This is a genomic window from Pseudomonas sp. GL_093 (assembly GCF_057837605.1).
The window spans coordinates 2,794,770-2,816,112 of record NZ_CM174448.1; the positions used below are offsets into that span (position 1 = coordinate 2,794,770).

Consider the following 21,343-nt stretch of genomic DNA (forward strand, 5'->3'; position numbering starts at 1 on the left):
CGCCGAAGGAACAAAAGGCTATCACGCGAGCGGGGGAAGGATGATGACGAATTTGCAGAGGCGGATGGACCGCCGTCGGTCACGCCGCAACAGCCTGCTGTTGTTGATTGAGCAGCTGCACGGCGCGTACCGAGTTGCCGGGTTGCAGTTGCAGGCGTTTGGCGGTGAGGCGGTCGACGATCAGGCTGTTGCCCACTTGCCTGGCCTGGGCGGCGGTGATGCGGCAGTTTTCCAGGCGACGGTTGTGGATCAGCCACACCGGGGCCTGCTCGTCGGGTGTGCCGATGGCCAGCAGCAGCGGTTGGCTGTCGCGCACAGTGCGGATATTCGAGACCGGGGCTTCGATCACCGGGCCGGCGTCGAAGATGTCGATGTAACCCTTATGGGCAAAGCCTTCGGCTGTGAGGATTTTCAGCGCCGGTTCGGTGTTCGGGTGCGCCTTGCCGATCACGGCCTGGGCCTGTTCGGTGAGCAGGCAGGTGTAGAGCGGTTGGCGTGGCATCAGCTCAGCGATGAACGACTTGCTGCCCAGCCCCGACAAGTGATCGGCGTGGCTGAAATCCATCTTGAAGAAGTGCCGGCCCAGGCTGTCCCAGAACGGTGAACAACCTTGTTCGTCGGCGCTGCCACGCAGTTCGGCGATGAGTTTGTCGCCGAACAGGTGCGGAAACTCGGCAACAAACAACAAACGCCCCAACGACAGCAATCGACCGTTACTGCCCTGGCGTTGATCAGGTCGCAGAAACAGCGAGCAAATCTCCGATTGGCCGGTCATTTCATTGTTCAGGAACAACGTCGGAATCTGCCGCCGGATACCCAGGTCCGGTGACGAACTGACTGTGAGTCCGACCCGGTAGTTGTACCAGGGCTCGCGCAGGCCCACGGCGCCCACCAGGGCACTGACGCCCACCAACTGCTGATCGTCGTCTTCGAGTACGAAGAGGTAATCGGCATCAGCGCGTTCGACCTGTTCGGCGAAGGTTCGTTGGGCCCAGCGCACCCGGTGGGTCAGGCGTTCCTCGTTGGCCGGCAGGGTGGTGAAGCCAGGGCCAGCCTGGTGCACCAGGTTCAGCAAGGCGGGCAGGTCGGTGACGCGAACCGGGCGGACAATCATGATGCAACTCCTTCTGCACGCCTGCTCGGGCGCTGTCGTTGGGCGCGGGGCCGGGTGATGCTCACAGGGCGATCAGCCGGATCGGGCTGCCTTCGGTCACGTTCAGGGCGGCGCACATCTCGGCGCTCAACACCACAGGTTGCCCGGCCTGGTAATCCAGATCGGCGACGATGGCGCGATAGTCCTTCAGCGAATCATTGCTCACCAGATAGCTGCCACGGGCATCGATCGGTGAGCCCGGTTGCGCCGTGCCAGTCTGGCTCCGGGCGATGGAGCGGATGCCGGGAGTGCGCGCATACAACGTCGGACCGCCGTCGAACAGGTCGATGTAGCTGTTGGTTTCGAAGCCTTCGCGCTCGAGGATATCGAAGGCCTCCTGGCCATCGGGGTGAATGCGGCCGATGCAGTCCTGCGCCGCCTTGGGCAGCATCGGCACGTAGATCGGGTATTGCGGCATCAGTTCGGCGAGGAAGGTTCGGCTTTCCAGGCCACAAAGTCGCTCGGCCTCGGCGTAGGGCAGGTCGAAGAAATGCTTGCCCACCGCATCCCAGAACGGCGAGTGACCTTCGTCGCTGCTGAAGCCGACGATCTCGGTGATGACGGCTTCGGAAAAGCGCTGCGAGTGGGCGGCGATGAACAATAGCCGCGCCCGGGACAGCAGTTCAGAGAACCGTGTTCGCACCAGCGCTGCGTCAATATGAAAACCCCGCAGCAAGGTATGGCCGCTGAGGTCGTGGCACAACGACAATGCGGGCACGCCGTGCTCGATGTTCAGCTCCCGCGAGGCGCTGGTGAAGTGCCGGTTGCGCAGGCTGTAGAACGGCTCGCTGAAACCGGCGGTGGCAAGAATCTCCGAGCAGCCCACCAAACGCTCTCGGGTCAGATCTTCCAGCACGAAGAAGTAGTTCTCCGGACCATGACCCTCAACGTCTTTTTCGAATGAGGCGCAGGAGTCGAGAATCTTCTCGCGCAGGCATTCGGTGTCGTCCGGCAAGGACGTGACGCCTACCAGACTGTCGCGCGCCAGTTGCTGTAACTGGGGCAGGTCGGTTAACTCGACTGGGCGTAAGACCAGCATGGATGCACTCCTGTATCAAAGGGTTCGGCGGTTGGCACCGAACCTGACTATCACTGTCGGTTTCCACGCGTTCAATCGGCGGTCGCCTGAGTTTTTGTCAGACGCCGCTCTTTTTCTTGTCAGCCGTTGCTTGGGTCGGGCAGTACCGCACGGGTGCCCAGTTTGTTGAGTACAAACAGGTAGACCAGGCCCAGGGCAATCCAGATCAGGCCGAGTTTCTGTGCATCGACGCCCATGTTGTACATGATCGCCGCGACGATGATGAAGCCGATCACCGGGCAGATCAGGTGACGGATTACCTGTCCGGATTTCTGCCGCCGCCAGTAGTAGTTGATGACCGTCAGGTGCAGCAACATGAAACCGCTCAGTGCGCCGAAGTTCACCAGCGAGGTGAGGGTGTCCACCGAGTTGATGAACAGGTAGCAGATCACCAGCGACAGCACGGCCACCAGATAGATGCTCACGTACGGCGTGTTATGTTTGGGATGAACTTTGGCCAATACCTTTGGCAGCTTGCCGTCCCGGGCCATGCCGAACAGCAGACGAGACACTGCCGCTTGGGAGGTGATTGCCACCGCCACACCCCAGGCCAGGGCAGTAGCCACGGCGGTCAGGGTTGCCAGCCAGCTGCCGGCCGCGAGTTCAGCGATTTCATAAAACGCCGTGTCAGCCGATTTGAAACCCATGCCGGCCGCCAGATCAGTTGCAATCCAGGTCTGCACAACGAAGATCACGCCCATGACCACCAGCGTGATCAGCGCGGCTTTGCCGACGCTGCGGCCCGGGTCACCCTTGATCTCTTCGGCGAGGGTGGAAATCGCATCGAAACCGAGGAACGACAGCACCGCAATCGACACCGCTTGCATCAGCAGGGCGAAGTTGAACGTCTCGGGGTTGTACAACGGCGCCAGGGTCAGTTGACCGTTACCGCCGCCACTGTGCAGCGCGGTCCAGGCGTAGAACAGGAAGATCCCCAGCACCACCAGTTGCGCCAGCAGGAAGATGATGTTCATTCGCGCGGTGAAGGTGATGCCCCGCAAATTGACGAAGGTCGCGCTGACCAGGAAGGCCAGGATGAAACCGACCTTCGGAATGTCCGGGTACAAATGATTCAGGGCCATGGCCGCGTACACATACAGCAGCGGCGGAATCAGCAGGTAATCGAGGAGCATCAGCCAACCGGCGATAAACCCTACGTGCTGGTTCAGGCCCCGTTGCGCGTAGGAATAAACCGAACCGGCAATCGGAAAGGCCCGAGCCATGCTGCCGTAACTCAGGGCTGTGAAGAGCATCGCCACCATGCCGATGATGTAGGCCAGCGGTACCAGCCCCGGGGCCTCGGCGTTGACGTAGCCATACACGCCAAACGGTGCGATGGGGATCATGAAGATCATCCCGTACACCACCAGGTCGGTCAGCGACAGGCTGCGTTTCAACTCTTGCTTGTAGCCGAATTCTTCTATTTCCATGAAGCCCTTTTCCTTGGGATGAAAGCAGCTGCAAGCTGCGAGTTTGAAGCGATTGCTTTACAACAGCGGCGCCAGGTATTCGGTAAAGCGACTAATGTCTTCAGGCGTGCGCAGCAGGTCGTTGCGCACCTCGATCAACACTGATTCCAGGCCGCGTGCATCGCCGTGGACCGGCACGGTCATGTCGCCCAGCGGGTTGATTTTGTACGGCTCATTACCGGCAACTTTCAACGGATGCTGGCTCAAACCATCGATCAATCGCTGGGCATATTCCTTGGCCTCTCTATACAACACGCCAACTTCAAGCACGCGGGGCTGGCCGTGATAGACCGGCGTGAAGCTGTGAATCCCCACCACCCGCACTGGTCGTCCTTGAGCGATACGTTCGTCGATCAAGTCTGTCAGACGCGAGTGAAATGGCTCGAACAGGGATTGCCGACGGTACTCGCGGGTGGCTTCGTCCAGGTCCCGGTTGCCCGGTACCTGATAAATCTCGCTCTGCGCCGGAATGCTGTCCGGCGCTTGGCGCGGTCGGTTGAGGTCGACCAACAGCCGCGAATAATTGGCCGCCAACAGGGTTGCGCCCAATGCTCGGGACAAGCCCTCGGCCAGCGCCAGGGCGCCGATGTCCCAGGCGATGTGCTCGCGGGCCGCCTCGTGACTCAGGCCCAGGTCATTTAACCCGGCCGGAATAAAACGGCTGGCGTGTTCGCACACCAGAATCAACGGGTGATCGGAGTCTTCCCGACTCAGGGTGTACGCGGGCCCGGTGTAAAGACCGAGCTCAGCAGATTCAGTACAGACGCGCATAGTGTTCACAGCGTTCGGCGGACGACAGCTGTTCCGTCAGCGTCAGTTCCTCGGTTTTAAGGGCGAAGTAGGTGTCCAGTAACGCGCTCGGCAGGGCTTCAATCAGGGCCTCGCTGTTGCGCAGGCAATCCAGGGCCTGGGTAAGGGAAGCGGGCAGGGCGACGATGCCGCGCGCCTGGCGTTGTTCTTCGTTCAGGGCGTCGGGGACTTCATCGGTGATTGCGTTCAAGGCCAGGCGTTGCTCGATGCCCAGCCGACCGGCAATCAGCAGCGCGGCCATGGCCAAGTGCGGCGAGGACGTGGCGTCCATGGCGCGAAATTCCAGGTTGTATTGCGACGCCACCGATTTTCCGCCCTGGCTTGTCGTCGGGCAGATTCGCAGCGCCGCTTCGCGGTTGCGTTGCCCGAGGCACGCGTAAGACGCGCTCCAGTGATGGGGCTGCAAACGCTCGTAGGACACCGGCGTCGGCGCGGTAAACGCACAGAGTGCGGGCAGGTGATGCAGGATGCCGGCGGCCCAGTGCTGGCCGAGAGTCGACAAGCCATTGGTGGTGCCGGCGTCGTACATCACCGGTTGGCCAGCCAGGTCCAGCAGGCTGACGTGCAGGTGCACGCCATTGCACACCGCATGCTCCGAGGTCTTGGGCGCGAAGCTCAACGCCAGGCCCATTTGCCGGGCGATCTCGCGGGTGATTTCACGCACGTTCACCGCGCGGTCGGCAGCGGCCACCCCAAGGGTCGGGCGACAGGTGATTTCGTATTGATGCTTGCCATACTCGGGCAGGAACATTTCCGGCTCGACGCCACCGGCACGCAGGGCGCTGAGCAGCCAACCGCCAAACTCGGCACCCTGACGCTGGGCTTGCAGCGAAAACGCCAGGTGTTCAACGTCGCCGGTGTTCAAGTTGAATTCATGCTCGAACGCCGCATTGACCTGCAAGCCCAACTCGGCGCGATAACGCTCTACCTCGTTGCGCAACACCGTACGCGGGCAGGCACCCCACGGGCGGCCATCGGTTTCGCGAATGTCGCTGTGAATAAAGTCCAGCGCCGGCGCGTTGGCATCCGGGCCGTTACTGACCGTCACTCGGCTGAGCAGATCAGGCATCAGCCGCAAATCGCCATAAGCACCCCACGGGTTGGCGTAGGCGATGATGTCTTGCGGGGTCAGCGCACTGTTGGCCGGCACCCAGCCACACCCTGTCTTTTGATAGTGCTCGAGTTCGTCCGTGGGAAAGGAGCGTCCGCGTGTCACACCGATCAGGTCAGTGGTGACGAGGGTGGTCAGGGGCAGTGGCAACAGGCGCTCGCTCATGGCTGCATCTCCTGCAACCGGCCGAGCACAGTCTGGGTGTCGGTGATCCAGCAGTAACCCTTGATTGCATTCAGGCAGGCCTGATGCCGCGCGGGTGTGTAAGTCGCGCAGGCATCTTCCACCAGCGTTACCAGATAACCGCGGTCGGCGGCGTCACGCACGGCCATGTCCACGCACTGGTCGGTGACGATGCCAGCGATGATCAAGTGCCGCGTCCCGAGGTTGCGCAGCACGTAGTCGATGTTGGTGGAGTTGAAGACCCCGGACGAGGTCTTGGGCAGCACGATTTCGTTTTCTGTCGGGGTCAGGTCGTCGATGATCCGTGCTTGCGGGCTGCCTTTGGGCAAGTGCATGTCCGAGAGCTTGTGGTCCAGCGAACGGTCGCGGCCATCGGCGGTGAGGCTTTCGATGATCGTGTGCAGCACGTTTTGCCGGGCGCTGCGAAAGGCGCTGAGCAACCGGCGTTGATTGGGCACCACCTGCATGTGGGTGCGGGTCAGGAAGTACTCGGCGTCCGGCCCATTGAGGTGCGGGTCGAACTGCGGCTCAAGCCAGGCGCGTTGCATGTCCACCAGCAACAGCGCGGTGTGATCGGTGACGAGCGGCAAATCCCGAGGCGAGTGGTGGGGGAGCGTGAACATCCTTATTTATCCTCCAGCAGGTGGGTGTCGAAGTCGGTCCGCAGCGCGTCGATGCCTTCCAGGCGATCGGCCAGATCCGGACTGCGCAGGGACAGGCAGGCAATCAGCGCCTCGACCTGGGCCAGCGCCGGAACCAGGGAGTCGAAGGCCGACACCGATTCCACCGGCGCACTGATAATCAGGTCGGCCATTTCCCGCAACGGTGAAGCATAGATGTCGGTGAACAACACCACGCGTGCATATCGACTTTTTGCCGCATTGGCCACGCGCAGGGCTTGTGACTGGTAGCGGCGATAGTCGAACACCAGCACCACGTCCTGACGCTGCACGTCGAACAACCGGTCGGGCAGTTGTGCATTGTCTTCCAGCGCGAAACAGCCCGGACGCAGCAAGCGCAGGTGATTGAGTAAATAACTGGCGAGGAAACTGCTGAAGCGCCCGCCGAAGCAATGCACTTGATGGCGGGTGTCGAGCAGCCATTCCACCAGAATCCGCACATCTTCGGGTTGGGTCAGCGCATGGGTGTCCACCAGCGCTCGATGGCTGTGCGCCAGATATTGGCTCCAGGCGTCGCCTTTCTGAAGATGAGCACGAGGTTGCAACAGGGTGCTGGGGGAACGGAGGCGGTGGTCCATGTCGCTGAGCAGGGCATCCTGGAAATCGGCATAACCGCTGAAACCCAGTTTCTTGACCAGTCGCACGATGGTGGGATCGCTGACACCGGCATGTTCGGCCAAACGTGACATCGGGCCCAGTCCGTTACGCGGGTACTGGTCCAGCAAGGCACGGATGACTTTGCGTTCCGACGGCGTAAGGTCCAGGCCGGGATCGGTGATCAGGTCTCTGAGAGAAGGCATCCGGGCTCCTGCTGGATGGATATGTCGGTTTCATTTCATAAATTGCTAAAACAGTATTTATGTAGTGGACTCAACATGTCTAGTGAATTTTTTCATGGTTTTTTAAAGCCCCAAAACAGGGCGAAAACCCCGTGGGCATTGGGCTACATGGATGTCGACTGAGCTTGTAGGTCATTGCCCTTATCGGTGTCGGATATCGCCGATTTTTTCAGGTGTGGGTGATGTCGAACCTGAGTTGGCTGGCTCAAACGAAACGCCCTGGATCGCGCTTCTTGCGGCACAATTAGGCAATTATTTTCGGCGTGACGCCGTTTCAATTTCCATCGACAGAGTGATCCTTCGTGCAGGCGACCCGTTTGACCCTGATGTGCCACGCTCGAACCGTCGCACAAAAATTGGCGTGTTTTCCTACGAATGAACCCATAGAGATGGATTGGAAATCGGCAATGGGATCTCGTAGTGCTCAGTTCAAAGGGACACCGCGACTGGTGTGTGGACCTGAACTGCGAACCCGGCAGACCGCCGAGCTGTTCGGCAGCGACGTGGAGATTGTCGAGGCATTGAGGGAGTGCGATTTCGGGAGCTGGAAAGGCGCGCGGATCGACGATCTGCAAAAATCCTCAGCCCAAGCGCTTCAGATCTGGCTCGATGACCCGAATTCGGCGCCCCATGGTGGCGAGTCGGTGGTGCAACTCGGTGAGCGGGTGGCCGCTTGGCTGAAAACACTGGAGGCCACACCGGGACACATCGTTGCCATCACCCATCCGTTTGTCATTCGCGCCGCGCTGACGCAGGTGCTGCAAGGCGCAGCGTTCAACCTGATCGATGTTGAACCGCTGTCGGCCATCGAGTTGCGGTTCAACGGCCGCTGGCGCCTACGCTTGCTGGGCACGGACCCTGAGGAAACACGTTGATGAAAAAACTTCTGGTCATCGGCATTGGCGCCGGCAACCCCGACTACATCACGATGCAAGCCGTGAAGGCGCTGAACCTCGTCGACGTGTTTTTCCTCATGGACAAGGGCCAGAGCAAAGACAAACTGATCGACCTGCGCCGCGAGATCTGCGAGCGCTACATCACCGATCGCGACTACCGTTTCGTCGAAGCCCACAGCCCGGAGCGCGAACGCGGTGATGTGGACTACAAGGCCAGTGTGGAAGACCTGAACCTGGCCAAGCAGCAGACCTTCGAACGGTTGATCAGCGAGGAAATGACTGACGACCAGTGCGCCGGTTTTCTGGTGTGGGGCGATCCGGCGTTGTACGACAGCACCATTCGGATCTTGCAGGCGATTCTGGCCTCAGGCCGGTGCGTCTTCGAATTTGAAGTGATCCCCGGCATCACCAGTGTCCAGGCATTGGCGGCGCAGCATAAGGTGCCGCTGAATCGCATTGGCCGCTCGATTGAAATCACCACGGGTCGACGGCTGGCGGCGGGGCAGGTGAGCGATGCCGACAGCCTGGTGGTGATGCTGGATGCAGAAGATTCCTACCATCGGGTGGCGGACCAGGAGACAGAGATTTACTGGGGGGCCTACCTGGGGACGGCGGATGAAATCCTGATCAGCGGCAAGCTCAAGGATGTGGCGGATGAGATCGAACGGGTGCGTAAGGCGGCCCGGTTGGCCAATGGGTGGATTATGGATACGTATCTGTTGCGCAAGCCTTGAGTGCAGCGGTGTCTGGGCTGGCCTCATCGCCGGCAAGCCGGTCTCGCTCCCACAGTTGACCGAGTTGTCTGGACGGATGCGGTCTAATGTGGGAGCGAGCCTGCTCGCGATGAGGCCCTCAAACACACCTCAAATTATTGCTTTAACCTCCCGCCCAAACCGCTCCCGATACACCGACGGCGGCACCCCGACCACGCTGCGAAACGCCACCCGAAAACTCTCCACCGAGCGATACCCACAGCGCTGGGCAATCTGGTCGGTGTTCTGGCTCGTGCTCTCAAGCAGCTCCCGGGCCCGGCCCAGGCGCTCATGCTGCAACCACGCCTTGGGCGGCATGCCGGTGGCTTCAGTGAAGCGGCGCAGAAACGTCCGTTCGCTCATGGCCGCCTCACTCGCCAGCTCGCGAACCTCCAGCGGTTCATGCAAACGCTCGCGTGCCCACTGCATGACGCGGGACAAATCGCTACGCGGCGTAGGACTGACCGGTGTCGGAATGAACTGCGCCTGACCGCCGGTGCGTTGCGGCGACATCACCAGCCGCCGCGCCACCGAGTTGGCCACCTGCGTCCCGAAGTCCCGCGCCACCAAGTGCAGACAGGCATCGATACCGGCAGCGCTGCCGGCCGAGGTAATCAGTTGACCTGAATCGACATAGAGCACGTCCGGGTCCACCAGAATGATCGGAAAACGCTCAGCCAATTCAGCGGTGTAGCGCCAGTGCGTGGTGGCGCCGCGACCGTCGAGCAAACCGGTGGCCGCCAGCACGAACACGCCTGAGCAGATCGACAGCAGCCGCGCACCCCGCGCATGGGCCTGGCGCAGGGCCGCGATCAATGCCTCCGGCACCGGGGCGCTGCGATCACGCCAGCCGGGAATGATGATGGTCCGGGCGTCCTCGAGCAGCTCCATGCCGCCATCGGCCAGCACCTGAATGCCGCCCATGGCACGCATCGGGCCTTGATCCACGGCGGCAATCCGGTGCTCGTACCAAGGGAAGTCGAACTCCGGACGGGCCAGGCCGAATATCTCCACGGCGATGCCGAATTCGAATGTACAGAGGCCGTCGTAGGCCAGAATCGCGACCAATCCAGGGGTGGGCTGCATTTGGCGGAAAGTTCCCGGTGAGTGTCTTGTGCGCCACTGTAGCCGCAAGCATCGGGCGGATAAAGTCTTCTCACACCCACACAGACTTTGGAGTACAGCCCATGACCAGCCTGGTCCGCGAGATTCCCGCCGCCCCATCGGCCATCGCCCTGATGCATTTCAGCAACCGTCTGACTTTCGAAACCGACTGTTCCGACGTCCACGGCAGCCAACAGGCCGGCGAGGTGGATTTTGTCCTGGTGGACGTGCGCGGTCCGCTCGCGTTCGAGCGTGGCCATGTGCCGGGAGCGATCAATATTCCGGGGCGACTGCTGAGCGCTGAAGGTCTGGCGGCCTACCCGAAAACCAGCGTGTTCGTGGTGTATTGCGCCGGGCCCCACTGCAACGGTGCGAACAAGGCTGCTGTGAAACTGGCGGCGCTGGGTTACCCGGTCAAGGAAATGATCGGCGGGGTGACCGGGTGGCTGGATGAAGGGTTTGAGTTGAGTGTGAGGGTGCAACAGTCAGTGAGTGCCGTGATCGGTTGTGAGTGCTGACCACCAAGCATCCAGCGTCGTCTGCAACCACTCGAACACGGTTGCGTAGGCGGCGCTGTCCTGTTGACCCCGGGGCAGTGGTGACTCGTCGGCAAAGTGTTCATTGAGCATCGCCACCGATTCAGCCGTCCACTCCGGATGAAACTGCAAACCCACCCGCGTCGGCCCGACGCGATACATCTGCTGCTCGCACTGATCACTGCGGGCCAGCAACTGCGCGTTTGGCGGCAGGTCGATGGCGTCTTCGTGCCATTCCAGCACGTTCAGATGCTGACCATCGATGAACGTCACGCGGGTCCAACCGGTTTCAGTTCGATCCATCCGCCGCACATTCCCGCCCAGACTCAGCGCCAGCAACTGCGCCCCCAGACAAATCGCAAACACCGGCGCGCCTTGATCCAGGCTGCCCGCCAACCACTGGCGTTCGGCTTCCAGCCAGGCCGGCCCACCGTTGGACTCATAAGGCCCACCCAACAGGATCACGGGAGCTGCACTGACTGGCGGCAACTGGCCGAGGTCGGCGCGAAACACGTTCAGGGTCAAACCTCGGGACGCAGCCCACGTGGCAATGGCGCCGGGACCTTCGGCGGGGTGGTGCTGGATCAGGTTCAACGTGGGCATAAGGGCTCTCTTGTAGTTTTTGCTTGTAGGTTTTGTCTGAAAAAAGGGCTTGTCCTACAGTCTTTGCACTGGCTTGGCGCACGCTTCAAGGGACTTGAATTTGCCGGCTACTTTTCTATAACTATTTGTCGCTTAAACACAATTTGCCCTCCTTGAGCCGCTCTAGACTGCCGGCCACTTCGGTGCTCTCCAATCGGAAGCAGCTACCGAAAGCTGCCAATAAAAGCCTCCGCACACAGGAGTTATAAATGAAGAAGCTAGTGATGTTCGGTGCCCTGGCACTGTCGATGTTGTCCCTGACGGCTGTGGCCGAAGACGCCAAGCCGATCCGCCTCGGTATCGAAGCCGGTTACCCGCCATTCTCGATGAAAACCCCTGATGGCAAACTCACCGGCTTCGACGTGGACATCGGCGACGCGCTGTGCGAGCAGATGAAAGTGAAGTGCACTTGGGTCGAGCAGGAGTTCGACGGCCTGATCCCGGCCCTGAAGGTCAAGAAAATCGACGCGATCCTGTCGTCCATGACCATCACCGACGATCGCAAAAAGAACGTCGACTTCACCATCAAGTACTACCACACCCCGGCGCGCTTCGTGATGAAGGCAGGCTCCGACATCAAAGACCCGCTGACCGAACTCAAAGGCAAGAAAGTCGGTGTGCTGCGCGCCAGTACCCACGACCGCTTCGCCACTGAAGTACTGGTGCCAGCCGGTATCAATCTGGTTCGCTACGGTTCTCAGCAAGAAGCCAACCTGGACATGGTCGCCGGTCGTCTCGACGCGATGCTGGCCGACTCGGTCAACCTGGACGACGGTTTCCTGAAAACCGACGCCGGTAAAGGCTTCGCTTTCGTAGGCCCGACTTATGAAGACGCCAAGTACTTCGGCGGCGGCGCCGGTATTGCTGTGCGCAAAGGCGATACCGCCCTGGCAGAGAAATTCAACACCGCCATCACCGAAATCCGCGCCAATGGCAAGTACAAGCAAGTGCAAGACAAGTACTTCGACTTTGACGTTTACGGCCAGTAATCACGCCGTTTAAAAAAGTGGCAACCGTTGATGCGGTTGCCACTTTTTTTATGCCTTGATGATTTATTCTGCGCAGCACGCGAACACAGGAGCACCCCATGCAACGCATCGATCATTCACTGCCCTGGAGTCACCTGGGCACCGAACGCACCCTCAGCGTGTTTCGTTATGGCGCGGGCACTCGCAAGGTCTACATCCAGGCCAGCCTGCACGCTGATGAACTGCCGGGCATGCGCACGGCGTGGGAACTGAAGAAGCGTCTTGCAGAACTTGAAACCCAGGGTCAGTTGCAGGGCGTGATCGAACTGGTCCCGGTGGCCAATCCCATCGGCCTCGATCAACACCTGCAAGGCAGCCACATGGGCCGCTTCGAGCTGGGCAGCGGCAAGAACTTCAACCGCTCCTTCGTCGAACTCAGCGCACCGGTGGCCGAGTTGATCGGTGATCGGCTGGGCAGTGATGCGGCTGCCAACATTGCGCTGATTCGCCAGACCATGGGTCAGGTACTCGACGGCCTGCCGGCACCGGCCTCGCAGCTTGAAGCCATGCACCGCTTGCTGCTGCGCCACGCCTGTGAGGCCGACATCACCCTCGACCTGCATTGTGATTTCGACGCGGCGATTCATCTGTATGCCTTGCCGCAACACTGGCCGCAGTGGCAATCCCTGGCGGCGCGTTTGAAGGCTGGGGTGGCGTTGCTCTGTGAAGACTCCGGCGGCAGCTCATTCGATGAGTCGTGTTCAACGCCGTGGTTGCGCCTGGCCAGGGCTTTCCCTGAGGCCGCGATCCCGCCGGCCAACCTGGCGACGACGCTGGAGCTGGGCAGCATGGGTGATACGCGAGTCGATCAGGCTCAGGCCAATTGCGAGGCGATTCTCGGCTTCCTCGCCGAGCAGGGTTTCATCAAAGGCACCTGGCCTGCGGCACCGAGCGAATGCTGCGAAGGCATGCCGTTCGAAGGCACCCAATACCTGTTCGCACCGCATCACGGGGTCGTCAGTTTCCTGCGCGATTCGGGTGAGTGGGTGGAGAAGGGTGATGCGCTGTTCGAAGTGGTCGACCCGCTGAATGATCGAGTTACCACGGTTTGCGCCGGGACCAGTGGCGTGTTGTTTGCGATTGATCGCGGGCGCTATACGCAGCCGGGCACTTGGCAGGCGAAGGTCGCGGGGCGCGAGCCGATTCGGGTTGGAAAACTCATCAATGATTAACCGCGCAATCTTCGTAGCGTCTTAGGGCCTCATCGCGAGCAAGCTCGCTCCCACAGGGATCGTGTGAACACTGGAGATCTAGTGTGGGAGCGAGCCTGCTCGCGATGGCGGCATCAGCAACACCCAGAATCCCCCGGCAAGCTTCACAGTGTTAGGCTCTGCCCCGAATCCTGCACTTGTGAAGGAAGGTTTATGTTGAAGTTTTTCGCTCTGCTGACACTCCTGGCGTCCGCCACCGTCCACGCTCAAACCCCGCTGCAAACCGATCTGCCGCTCAAGTACCTGGAGCAGGCCAACCCCGAGTCGCGCAATCAGCCCCTGGTGATTTTCCTCCACGGTTACGGCAGTAACGAGCAGGACCTGTTCGACATCAAGGATGAACTGCCCGCGTCATACAACTACCTGTCGGTACGCGCACCGATGGTGATGGAGGAGGACAGTTACAAGTGGTTTCGTCAGAAGGGCAACGCTGCCTACGACGGCGAGACCGATGATCTGAAGACCAGCGGTCAGGTGCTGCAAGATTTCGTCGCACAGGCGGCGAAGAAATATCACACCGAACCGAACAAGGTGTTCCTGGTGGGTTTCAGCCAGGGCGCAATCATGTCGTACGAGGTGGCCCTGCGTCACCCAGAGGCGGTGGGCGGGATTGCGGCGTTGAGCGGGCGGATTTTGCCGGTGCTCAGGTCCGAACTGAAACCGGATGAAAAACGCCAGAAGCTGGCGATTTTCATCGGTCATGGCACGGCGGATAAACGCCTTCCGTACATCGACGGCACGGACGCCGACAGCCTGTTGCAGAGCCTGTCACTCAAGCCGGAATTTCATGCCTACCCCGGTGTCGGTCACAACATCAGCGCTGCCGAAATGCAGGACTTGAGCGCCTGGTTGCAGCGCCTCAATCGCTGATTGTTACTTGCCGGAGACGATCTGTTTGACCAGCGTCTCGTGGCCAGCATTGTCGCTGAGACGGGAAATCACCTGAACGATCGCCATGCGCGTGTTGGACGCGGCCATCACTGTGGTGTCGAGGGTTTTGCCGCCGCCCTGGGTGGCGGTGCTGTCGATCTGCCGAAGTCCCAGGCCGGTGCCTTTCTGAGTCAGGCTTTTTTCGCTGAGTTTGGTGAAGTCCGGCAGCGCCGTGGCTTGTGCGGTGGCGAAGTCAGACGCCGCGGAGTCGAGGAATTGACCGTCGTTGTCTTTGACGTTGAGGCCGCCGGAAATGGTATTTTCAGCGGCGATCACGACGGTTTTAGTCGCCTGATTGGTGTACATGGTACCCGTTGCCCCGGCGGTGCCGGTGGCCGCGTCGCCAGCAGGCAACGGGTTGGCGACGAAGCCTTTAGGCAGGTTGAACGTGAACTTGCCGCCGAGCATCGAGACTTTCTGTGCGGGCGCGGTATTGCTGGCAGTGGCTTTGGCGGCCTGCGCATTCAGCGCTCCCAGACTGGTAACCGCCGTCAACAACAGGACAACGGCTTTTTTACTCAACAATGACATTCAGAAACTCCAGGGATGGTCGGTCTCGCGGTGGGGGGCGATCATCCCATGGAGGTTGCGGCGCATTCCAGCGCAGTCTAACGGACGGTCATGTTCCTTTGGGCAGCGCAATTACCTATGGCTACTTATGGACCCGCTCCAACCAACCACTGCTGGGCGTCATCGGCCTGGAACGGCCACTCACCGCACGCATCGACGACGACCAATCCGGCATCCGCCTACCAAAACCTCTTCAAAAACACTACGTCGCCACGCGAGTCCGGCAGGATTTAAAGCAGCCAGCGGGTAAGGTCGCGCCCCCGGAAAAATGTCGGACGCTTCCTCGATCTTTGGGAAGCTTTCATGCGTTTAACGTACGCGTTTAAAGACACTCGTTGTTACGTCCTAACGGCTACAACGCCTTGCGCCGTTGCCTACGCGTACGCCAGAATCCGCTGGCTTGTGCGCCTTGGTGTGGGGCTTTATCGTTTCCCCATCGCTGAAAAACAGCGATCGGGTTTGGTAGCCCATACATGAGAGTTGCACAGCATCACCATTCGCGGCGTTTTTTCGTCTTGGCATTATGGTGGTCATGCACAGGGCACCTTCGGGTGCGCCGGCTCCTCATGTCCGGTCTACCAACCTGAGTATGGCCACCACCATTCGTTTGGTAGCGAAGTTGGTTGGCTCCTTTATTTGCTACATGAGGAGTTCCATCTATGTTCAAAGTTACGCCCAACCCCCCGAATACCGGTCCGGTACCCTACGACGTCTTTCGTGATCTTGACCCCAAGAAAATGACAGAGGCGGCCGACCGCGCACTCAGCTTCTACCTCAATCCCGGGGCGTCGAAAACGCAGATACCGCCCCGCAAGCCCAGCACCATTTTCACCATCGACGCAGCGGTGGATGACGAAACGTTGCTCGTCGAGGCCTGCGAATCGTTGGCATCAGCCAGCGCCATGGTCAACGATCTCACCGATTTGACGGACGGACCACGACGCCAAACGATGCTGGTGCTGCAACGGGTCATCATGTTGGGTGAGTTAGCGGTCAATCGATTACTGGACAACCACAAGCCTGGGTAGTCGCCAGGCGGGTAGCGAGGGCGCTTGCGCCCTCGCTGTTTAGCAGCATTCACGCGGTTCGTTGTCACGCTGGAAGCGTCCTCTCAGACCCCACGTCGCACCGGATAGCTCTTGATCACATCCAGAAACTCAATGCGACGTTCGCTGACCAGCAACTGCGGGAGCAGCTGTTCATACGCCTGTCGATACGGCTTGTTCAGGTGACGCGTAATGAAGTCGTCCTTGCTGCAGTTCCAGGTTTCGTAAAGCACCAAGGTGTTCGGGTCGTCCTGAAGTTGGTGAACCCAGGTGTTGACGAAGTCCGGCTCGGCCGACATCTGGTGCACCACGTCCAGCAGCCGCTCTTTCATTTCGGCGAAACGTTCCGGTTTGGCCGGCAGGTAAACGATAAACGCGACTTGATCACTCATTTCATCACCTTCGAATGCTGTGAACGGGTTACTGCGCCTGGTTCTGCGGGAACAGATTGCGACGGGTTTCTTCGTCGAACTCGGCCTTCAGCACCAGTTTCTCTTTAAGACCGTGGGCCCGCTGGGCGGCTGGACGGGCGCTGATGTCATCGAACAGGCGCTTGACGTTCGGGTACGCCGCCAGACCGTTCTCGCCGAGGATGTACGGCGCGTAATTGGCCCAACCCCAGAGCGCCATGTCGGCGATGCTGTAGGTGTCGCCGGCCAGGTACTGATGGTCGGCCAGTCGCTGATCGAGCACGCGGTAATGGCGTTCGACTTCCTTGAGGTAGCGGTTTTTTGCGTAAGGCAGGTCTTCCGGTGCGTGGTGCAGGAAATGCACCGCCTGGCCGGAAAATGGTGACAGCCCTGTCGCGATGAACATCAGCCAGGACAGTAGCTCGGCTTGCCCGGCCACGGAGGTCGGCAGGAAGCGCTGATGTTTTTGCGCCAGATGCAGCAGGATCGCCTGGGAGTCGAAGACAGTAGCGTCGCCATCGACCAGGGCTGGCACCTTGGCGTTCGGGTTGATTGCCAAAAAGGCTGGCAGGTGTTGCTCGCCCTTGAAAGTGTCGACGCCGATCAATTCGTAGGGCGTTTGCAGTTCTTCAAGTAGCAGGGCGACTTTCATCGGGTTGGGCGAAGGGTGGAAAAAGAACTTCATGGTGTTGGCCTCAGTCAGTGATTGGTTTTGAACTGAGGCTGATGTTGAAGTAAACCTGTTCGAATGACGTGCGAGCTTTTTGCTTTACTCGTTCGAAACTATCGAACGTGTTATCGACCATCCTGGCCCGATGGCATCAAGCAGCTTAGCGTTTGATAGCCGTACGCCCAGCGTCCGGTACCGGGCTCGCCGGCTTGGCCAACAAGCGCTTGGTCACCCCGAGCATCCCCACTGACACGGCGACGCCCAGGGCGAACGCGCTCAAACCCATGCCTGGCAAGGCCAGCGCCAACACCAGGCAAAACGCGGCGAACGAATACATCCCGGTCGCGGTGGCCCGCAACAATGCAGCGGTGAAGGCGGGCCCGCGGGTTTGCTGAGAGAACACCGCCATCACGCTGCCCAGCACCGGGAACACGGCGAGCAGGCCGCTCCAGCGCTCGCCAACGGTGCTGGCCAACAACGTGACCGCGAGGGTGAGCAGGGCGCCGGCAATCATGCGCAGCAGCAGTTTGTCGGACTTCGGCGCCGGGCCTGAAACGATTGGCTGTACCGAGGGAAACAGATACGGTGCCGCCAGCAGGGCGGTCGCGGCGGCGATCACCGAGAACACCAGGGACGGCGGAATCAACGACAGTACAACGGCCGCCGTGGCCCAGACCAACAGTGAAATCATCAGCGCCCACGGCCACTTCGCGCGTTGGGCAACCTGAGCGTAGGTCACGCAAAAGGCAATCATGGCGAACATCGCCGATAGTGCTGCCGTCGCCGATTGAGCGGCGAACACCTGGCCTTGTTCGATGGCGAGAAAGAACAGAATCGGCCCGACCACCACCGGCAACCCCGACAGCCAACCGGCGACACTCGGTCCCCAGCGTTTACCGGCCAGGGAAATCAGCAAGAGAAATCCTGGGATAACCAGCAGTTTGAGTAGCAGCACGCACGCACCTCCGACCTGAGTGAGGCGGCAACGTTAGCATTGCAGGCGGTGGATTGCTCTATGGATTGCAAGATTTTGTATACAAAGTTACTGCCCCTTGGGGGCTCAGGACGAAACGTCTAAGCTGCCTCCCTCCCACTTGTTTCTGGATGTTTGCGTGAAATTCAGTTTGCCCAAAACCGCCACGGCGCCGTTCTGTCCGCCGGAAGTGGCCGGCAGCGTTGCCGTCGATCCCCGCGCCTCGTTCTTCAACCGGATGCTGCGTTTTGCCGGTCCTGGCTTGCTGGTGTCCATCGGCTACATGGACCCGGGCAACTGGGCGACCGCCATCGAAGCTGGCTCGCGGTTTGGTTACAGCTTGTTGTTCGTCGTGCTGCTGGCGAGTCTGGCGGGGATGGTGGTGCAGTGTTTGTGTTCGCGCCTGGGCATCGCCACCGGGCGTGATCTGGCGCAGTTGTCCCGGGAGCGCTACAGCACGCGGACCGCACGGACCCAGTGGGTGTTGGCGGAAATCTCGATCATCGCCACTGACCTGGCCGAAGTGCTCGGCTGCGCCCTGGCGTTCCATTTGTTGCTGGGCTGTTCACTGACCTTCGGCATCGCGCTCACGGCATTCGACACCTTGCTGGTGCTGGCCCTGCAAAACCGTGGCTTCCGCCGACTCGAAGCGATCATGCTGGTGCTGGTGGGCACCATCGGCGTGTGTTTCTTCGTTGAATTGCTGCTGATCAAACCCTACTGGCCGGACGTCGCCCGGGGGTTCACGCCGTCACTGTCCGCCATCGGTGATGCTGCGCCGCTGTACCTGGCCATTGGTATTCTCGGGGCCACAGTGATGCCGCATAACTTGTACCTGCACACCTCCATCGTGCAGACCCGGATGATTGGCAAGGACCTGGCCAGCAAGCAGGACGCGGTGAAACTGGCGCGCATCGACACCATCGGCTCTCTGGCCCTGGCGTTGCTGGTCAACGCGGCCATCCTGATCCTCGCCGCGGCGGCGTTCCACAAGACCGGGCATACCGACGTGGTCGATATCCAGGACGCTTATCACCTGCTCGACCCATTGGTGGGCGGGGCGCTGGCCAGTGTGTTGTTCGGCGTCGCGTTGCTGGCTTCGGGTCAGAGCTCGACCTTCACCGGGACCATCGCCGGGCAAGTGATCATGGAGGGCTTCCTGAACCTGCGGATTCCTTGCTGGCAACGGCGATTGCTCACGCGCGGGCTGGCGCTGATCCCGGCGTTCATTGGCGTCTGGCTGATGGGCGACAATGCGATCGGCAAGCTGCTGGTGTTGAGTCAGGTGGTGTTGAGTCTGCAGTTGCCGTTTGCGTTGTATCCGCTGATTCGCATGACCAACGACCACACGCTCATGGGGCCGTTGGTGAATCGGTGGCCGACGCGGGTGCTCGTGTGGGGATTGTTTGTGGTGATAAGCGGGGCGAATAGCTGGTTGATCCTGCAGTTCGTAGCCTGAGCCTGAAGCTGCGTTGCCTGACCGGGCCCCTTCGCGAGCAGGCTCGCTCCCACATGGGATTGGGGGCTCTCAGATTTAGTGTTCACCGCAGATCAACTGTGGGAGCGAGCCTGCTCGCGAAGAACGATTACGCGGTCTCCCTCTGAAACGCCTCGGCCACAAAATCGATGAACACCCGGGTCTTGGCCGGCATCAACGTCCGGCTCGGGTAGTACAGCGAAATAGGTCCCGCGTCGGCGTACCAGTCGGGCAGCAGGCGCACCAGTTCGCCACGCTGGATATTCGCCAGCACATCCGGCAACACCAGCAGCGTCACGCCCAGGCCGAGTATCGCCGCTTCGCGCATGGCGGCCGGGTCATTGAGCACAATGTGTTCGTTCAAATTCGCCGGTGCTTCGTTGCCCGCGCCATCGTGCATCAGCCATTGGCGAATCCGCCCGGTGCGGGTGCCGCGCATCACAATACCGGTGTGTCCGGACAGGTCTGCCGGACTGTCGGGCAGGCTGCGTCCTGCGAGGTAGGCGGGAGAGGCGACCGCCACGACATGCGCCGCCGCCAACGTCCGCGACACCACCCCGGGCGTCAACTTGAAGCCGCCGCCAATGGCCGCGTCATACCCTTCGGCAATCAAATCCACAGGGCGGTTTTCGAAATGCCATTCCGGGCGAATCAGCGGGTAGCGCGCCAGGAACGCCGGCAGCAGCGGCAAGACATGACCGATGCCAAACGTCGGCGCCAGACTGACTTTGAGCACGCCCGCCGGTTCGCCTTGGTCGCTGCTTACCGTGCTGATCGCTGTCTGCAACGCTTCCAGATTGCCGCCGATACTCGTCAGAAAGCGTTCCCCGGCTTCGGTCAGGGACAGCTTGCGGGTCGAGCGCTGGAACAGCCGCACGCCGATGTTGCGTTCGAGCATCGCTACGTTGCGGCTGACAGCGGCAGGGGTCAGCGCGAGCACCCGTGCGGCGGCGGAAAAACTGCCGGTCTCCGCGCTGCGGACGAAAGATTCGAGGTTGGCGAGGGTTTCCATGGCGGGCACCTGCTAGTCATGCTTGAAGATCATTCAAGGCATTACCCGCTAATCAAACACTAATGGCAAGCGCAGTATTCACGCCAACGACAACCCTCGGAGTGAACAACCATGAGCACCATCGGAATCATCGGCGCCGGCGCAATCGGCGCAGCTTTTGCCAGAGCACTGTCGCGTCAAGGCATTGAAGTGGTTATCGCCAACAGCCGTGGCCCGCAAAGCCTGGCCTCGCTGGTGGAAGAACTCGGGCCAACGGCGCGTGCCGGAACCCGCGAGGAGGCCGCCGCACAAGCCATCGTTTTGGTCGCGGTCAACTGGTCGAAGTTGCCAACCGCGCTCGCCGGTCTGCCGGATTTTGGCGGGCGGATTGTCATCGACGCCAACAACTCAATCGAGGCGCCGTCGTTCAAGGCGGTGGATTTGCAGGGGCGAATGTCCAGTGAAGTGTTTGCCGAATGGGTGCCCGGTGCGCGGGTGGTGAAGGCGTTCAATCATCTTCAGGCGCGTTTTCTGGACAGCGATCCGACGGCGGAGGGCGGGCGGCGGGTGCTGTTTCTCTCGGGTGATGATGCCGATGCGAAAGCTCAAGTGGCGGCGCTGATCGAACAGCTGGGCTTCTTCGGGATTGATCTGGGGGAATTGAGCATCGGGGCGCGGCTGGTGCAGTTTCCAGGCGGTCCGCTGCCGGTGCTGAATCTGGTGAAATTTGCCTGACTCTTCATTCACCGCACTCGGCGTAGCAGCTGGCGAAGCCTGCGTTCGG

23 protein-coding genes are annotated in these 21,343 nt (G+C 60.6%); 9 read left to right on the plus strand and 14 right to left on the minus strand.

Annotation, left to right across the window (positions count from 1 at the left end; translation table 11 throughout):
• Nucleotides 1-79: 79 nt before the first annotated feature.
• From astA to AC3IUE_RS12860, 7 genes are all read right to left on the minus strand, one after another.
• Nucleotides 80-1,114 carry an arginine N-succinyltransferase gene (gene astA, locus AC3IUE_RS12830; RefSeq protein WP_489267833.1) on the minus strand — a complete coding sequence of 345 codons (1,035 nt, stop codon included), beginning with the start codon at nt 1,112-1,114 and terminating at the stop codon, nt 80-82.
• 61 nt (nt 1,115-1,175) lie between these two features.
• Nucleotides 1,176-2,192: an arginine N-succinyltransferase gene (locus AC3IUE_RS12835; RefSeq protein WP_461997861.1), complete on the minus strand. Its 1,017-nt coding sequence runs from the start codon at nt 2,190-2,192 to the stop codon at nt 1,176-1,178.
• 119 nt (nt 2,193-2,311) lie between these two features.
• On the minus strand, nt 2,312-3,661 hold the full coding sequence (locus tag AC3IUE_RS12840) for an APC family permease (protein ID WP_056746654.1): 1,350 nt from the start codon (nt 3,659-3,661) through the stop codon (nt 2,312-2,314).
• A gap of 57 nt (nt 3,662-3,718) precedes the next feature.
• Entirely contained in the window at nt 3,719-4,471 is a 753-nt protein-coding gene (locus AC3IUE_RS12845; RefSeq protein ID WP_489267836.1) for an N-formylglutamate amidohydrolase, read from the minus strand.
• Nucleotides 4,455-5,786, minus strand: coding sequence for a type I glutamate--ammonia ligase (locus AC3IUE_RS12850; RefSeq protein WP_489267838.1), 1,332 nt, complete (start codon nt 5,784-5,786; stop codon nt 4,455-4,457). The genes AC3IUE_RS12845 and AC3IUE_RS12850 overlap by 17 nt, the downstream gene beginning before the upstream one ends.
• Nucleotides 5,783-6,427 (minus strand): cysteine hydrolase family protein, encoded by a 645-nt coding sequence (locus tag AC3IUE_RS12855; protein ID WP_489267840.1) that lies wholly within the window; start codon nt 6,425-6,427, stop codon nt 5,783-5,785. Before AC3IUE_RS12855 ends, AC3IUE_RS12850 begins: the two co-directional genes overlap by 4 nt.
• A gap of 2 nt (nt 6,428-6,429) precedes the next feature.
• Nucleotides 6,430-7,284, minus strand: coding sequence for a MurR/RpiR family transcriptional regulator (locus AC3IUE_RS12860; protein ID WP_489267842.1), 855 nt, complete (start codon nt 7,282-7,284; stop codon nt 6,430-6,432).
• 341 nt (nt 7,285-7,625) lie between these two features.
• Here AC3IUE_RS12860 and AC3IUE_RS12865 point away from each other — a divergent pair, with 341 nt between their 5' ends.
• A complete protein-coding gene (locus AC3IUE_RS12865; RefSeq protein ID WP_489267844.1) occupies nt 7,626-8,198 on the plus strand; it encodes a histidine phosphatase family protein in 573 nt (190 codons plus the stop codon).
• Entirely contained in the window at nt 8,198-8,953 is a 756-nt protein-coding gene (gene cobF / locus AC3IUE_RS12870; protein ID WP_489267846.1) for a precorrin-6A synthase (deacetylating), read from the plus strand. Before AC3IUE_RS12865 ends, cobF begins: the two co-directional genes overlap by 1 nt.
• A gap of 129 nt (nt 8,954-9,082) precedes the next feature.
• On the opposite strand, the gene ftrA is transcribed toward cobF, so the two are convergent.
• Complete coding sequence (ftrA, locus tag AC3IUE_RS12875) at nt 9,083-10,057, minus strand: transcriptional regulator FtrA (protein ID WP_489267848.1); 975 nt, start codon at nt 10,055-10,057, stop codon at nt 9,083-9,085.
• Between the two features lie 101 nt (nt 10,058-10,158).
• Here ftrA and AC3IUE_RS12880 point away from each other — a divergent pair, with 101 nt between their 5' ends.
• Nucleotides 10,159-10,593 carry a rhodanese-like domain-containing protein gene (locus AC3IUE_RS12880; RefSeq protein WP_095131252.1) on the plus strand — a complete coding sequence of 145 codons (435 nt, stop codon included), beginning with the start codon at nt 10,159-10,161 and terminating at the stop codon, nt 10,591-10,593.
• Here AC3IUE_RS12880 and AC3IUE_RS12885 read toward each other — a convergent pair.
• Nucleotides 10,561-11,214: a type 1 glutamine amidotransferase gene (locus tag AC3IUE_RS12885; protein WP_489267851.1), complete on the minus strand. Its 654-nt coding sequence runs from the start codon at nt 11,212-11,214 to the stop codon at nt 10,561-10,563. The genes AC3IUE_RS12880 and AC3IUE_RS12885 overlap by 33 nt on opposite strands.
• Before the next feature lie 248 nt (nt 11,215-11,462).
• Between AC3IUE_RS12885 and AC3IUE_RS12890 the strand changes: the two genes are divergently transcribed.
• From AC3IUE_RS12890 to AC3IUE_RS12900, 3 genes are all read left to right on the plus strand, one after another.
• Nucleotides 11,463-12,242 (plus strand): ABC transporter substrate-binding protein, encoded by a 780-nt coding sequence (locus tag AC3IUE_RS12890; RefSeq protein WP_489267853.1) that lies wholly within the window; start codon nt 11,463-11,465, stop codon nt 12,240-12,242.
• 98 nt (nt 12,243-12,340) lie between these two features.
• Nucleotides 12,341-13,453 (plus strand): succinylglutamate desuccinylase/aspartoacylase family protein, encoded by a 1,113-nt coding sequence (locus tag AC3IUE_RS12895; protein WP_489267855.1) that lies wholly within the window; start codon nt 12,341-12,343, stop codon nt 13,451-13,453.
• 192 nt (nt 13,454-13,645) lie between these two features.
• On the plus strand, nt 13,646-14,362 hold the full coding sequence (locus AC3IUE_RS12900; protein ID WP_489267857.1) for an alpha/beta hydrolase: 717 nt from the start codon (nt 13,646-13,648) through the stop codon (nt 14,360-14,362).
• Nucleotides 14,363-14,365: 3 nt separating this feature from the next.
• Here AC3IUE_RS12900 and AC3IUE_RS12905 read toward each other — a convergent pair whose 3' ends face one another.
• Nucleotides 14,366-14,953: a DcrB/PsbP domain-containing protein gene (locus AC3IUE_RS12905; RefSeq protein WP_489267859.1), complete on the minus strand. Its 588-nt coding sequence runs from the start codon at nt 14,951-14,953 to the stop codon at nt 14,366-14,368.
• A gap of 698 nt (nt 14,954-15,651) precedes the next feature.
• Between AC3IUE_RS12905 and AC3IUE_RS12910 the strand changes: the two genes are divergently transcribed.
• The gene (locus AC3IUE_RS12910) at nt 15,652-16,020 is read left to right on the plus strand and encodes a DUF6124 family protein (RefSeq protein ID WP_489267861.1); all 369 of its coding nucleotides are present in this window, start codon (nt 15,652-15,654) and stop codon (nt 16,018-16,020) included.
• 83 nt (nt 16,021-16,103) lie between these two features.
• Here the strand turns inward: AC3IUE_RS12910 and AC3IUE_RS12915 are convergent, their stop codons facing one another.
• The 3 genes from AC3IUE_RS12915 to AC3IUE_RS12925 form a co-directional block, all read right to left on the minus strand.
• Nucleotides 16,104-16,430: a putative quinol monooxygenase gene (locus AC3IUE_RS12915; RefSeq protein WP_046049596.1), complete on the minus strand. Its 327-nt coding sequence runs from the start codon at nt 16,428-16,430 to the stop codon at nt 16,104-16,106.
• A gap of 28 nt (nt 16,431-16,458) precedes the next feature.
• Nucleotides 16,459-17,133 carry a glutathione S-transferase family protein gene (locus AC3IUE_RS12920; protein WP_489267863.1) on the minus strand — a complete coding sequence of 225 codons (675 nt, stop codon included), beginning with the start codon at nt 17,131-17,133 and terminating at the stop codon, nt 16,459-16,461.
• A 145-nt stretch (nt 17,134-17,278) separates the two neighbouring features.
• Nucleotides 17,279-18,073, minus strand: coding sequence for a hypothetical protein (locus AC3IUE_RS12925; protein ID WP_489267865.1), 795 nt, complete (start codon nt 18,071-18,073; stop codon nt 17,279-17,281).
• A 157-nt stretch (nt 18,074-18,230) separates the two neighbouring features.
• Here AC3IUE_RS12925 and AC3IUE_RS12930 point away from each other — a divergent pair, with 157 nt between their 5' ends.
• Nucleotides 18,231-19,550 (plus strand): Nramp family divalent metal transporter, encoded by a 1,320-nt coding sequence (locus AC3IUE_RS12930; protein WP_461997878.1) that lies wholly within the window; start codon nt 18,231-18,233, stop codon nt 19,548-19,550.
• A 127-nt stretch (nt 19,551-19,677) separates the two neighbouring features.
• Here AC3IUE_RS12930 and AC3IUE_RS12935 read toward each other — a convergent pair whose 3' ends face one another.
• Nucleotides 19,678-20,580: a LysR family transcriptional regulator gene (locus AC3IUE_RS12935; protein WP_489267867.1), complete on the minus strand. Its 903-nt coding sequence runs from the start codon at nt 20,578-20,580 to the stop codon at nt 19,678-19,680.
• 111 nt (nt 20,581-20,691) lie between these two features.
• Between AC3IUE_RS12935 and AC3IUE_RS12940 the strand changes: the two genes are divergently transcribed.
• The gene (locus AC3IUE_RS12940) at nt 20,692-21,294 is read left to right on the plus strand and encodes an NADPH-dependent F420 reductase (RefSeq protein WP_489267868.1); all 603 of its coding nucleotides are present in this window, start codon (nt 20,692-20,694) and stop codon (nt 21,292-21,294) included.
• Nucleotides 21,295-21,343 lie beyond the last annotated feature (49 nt).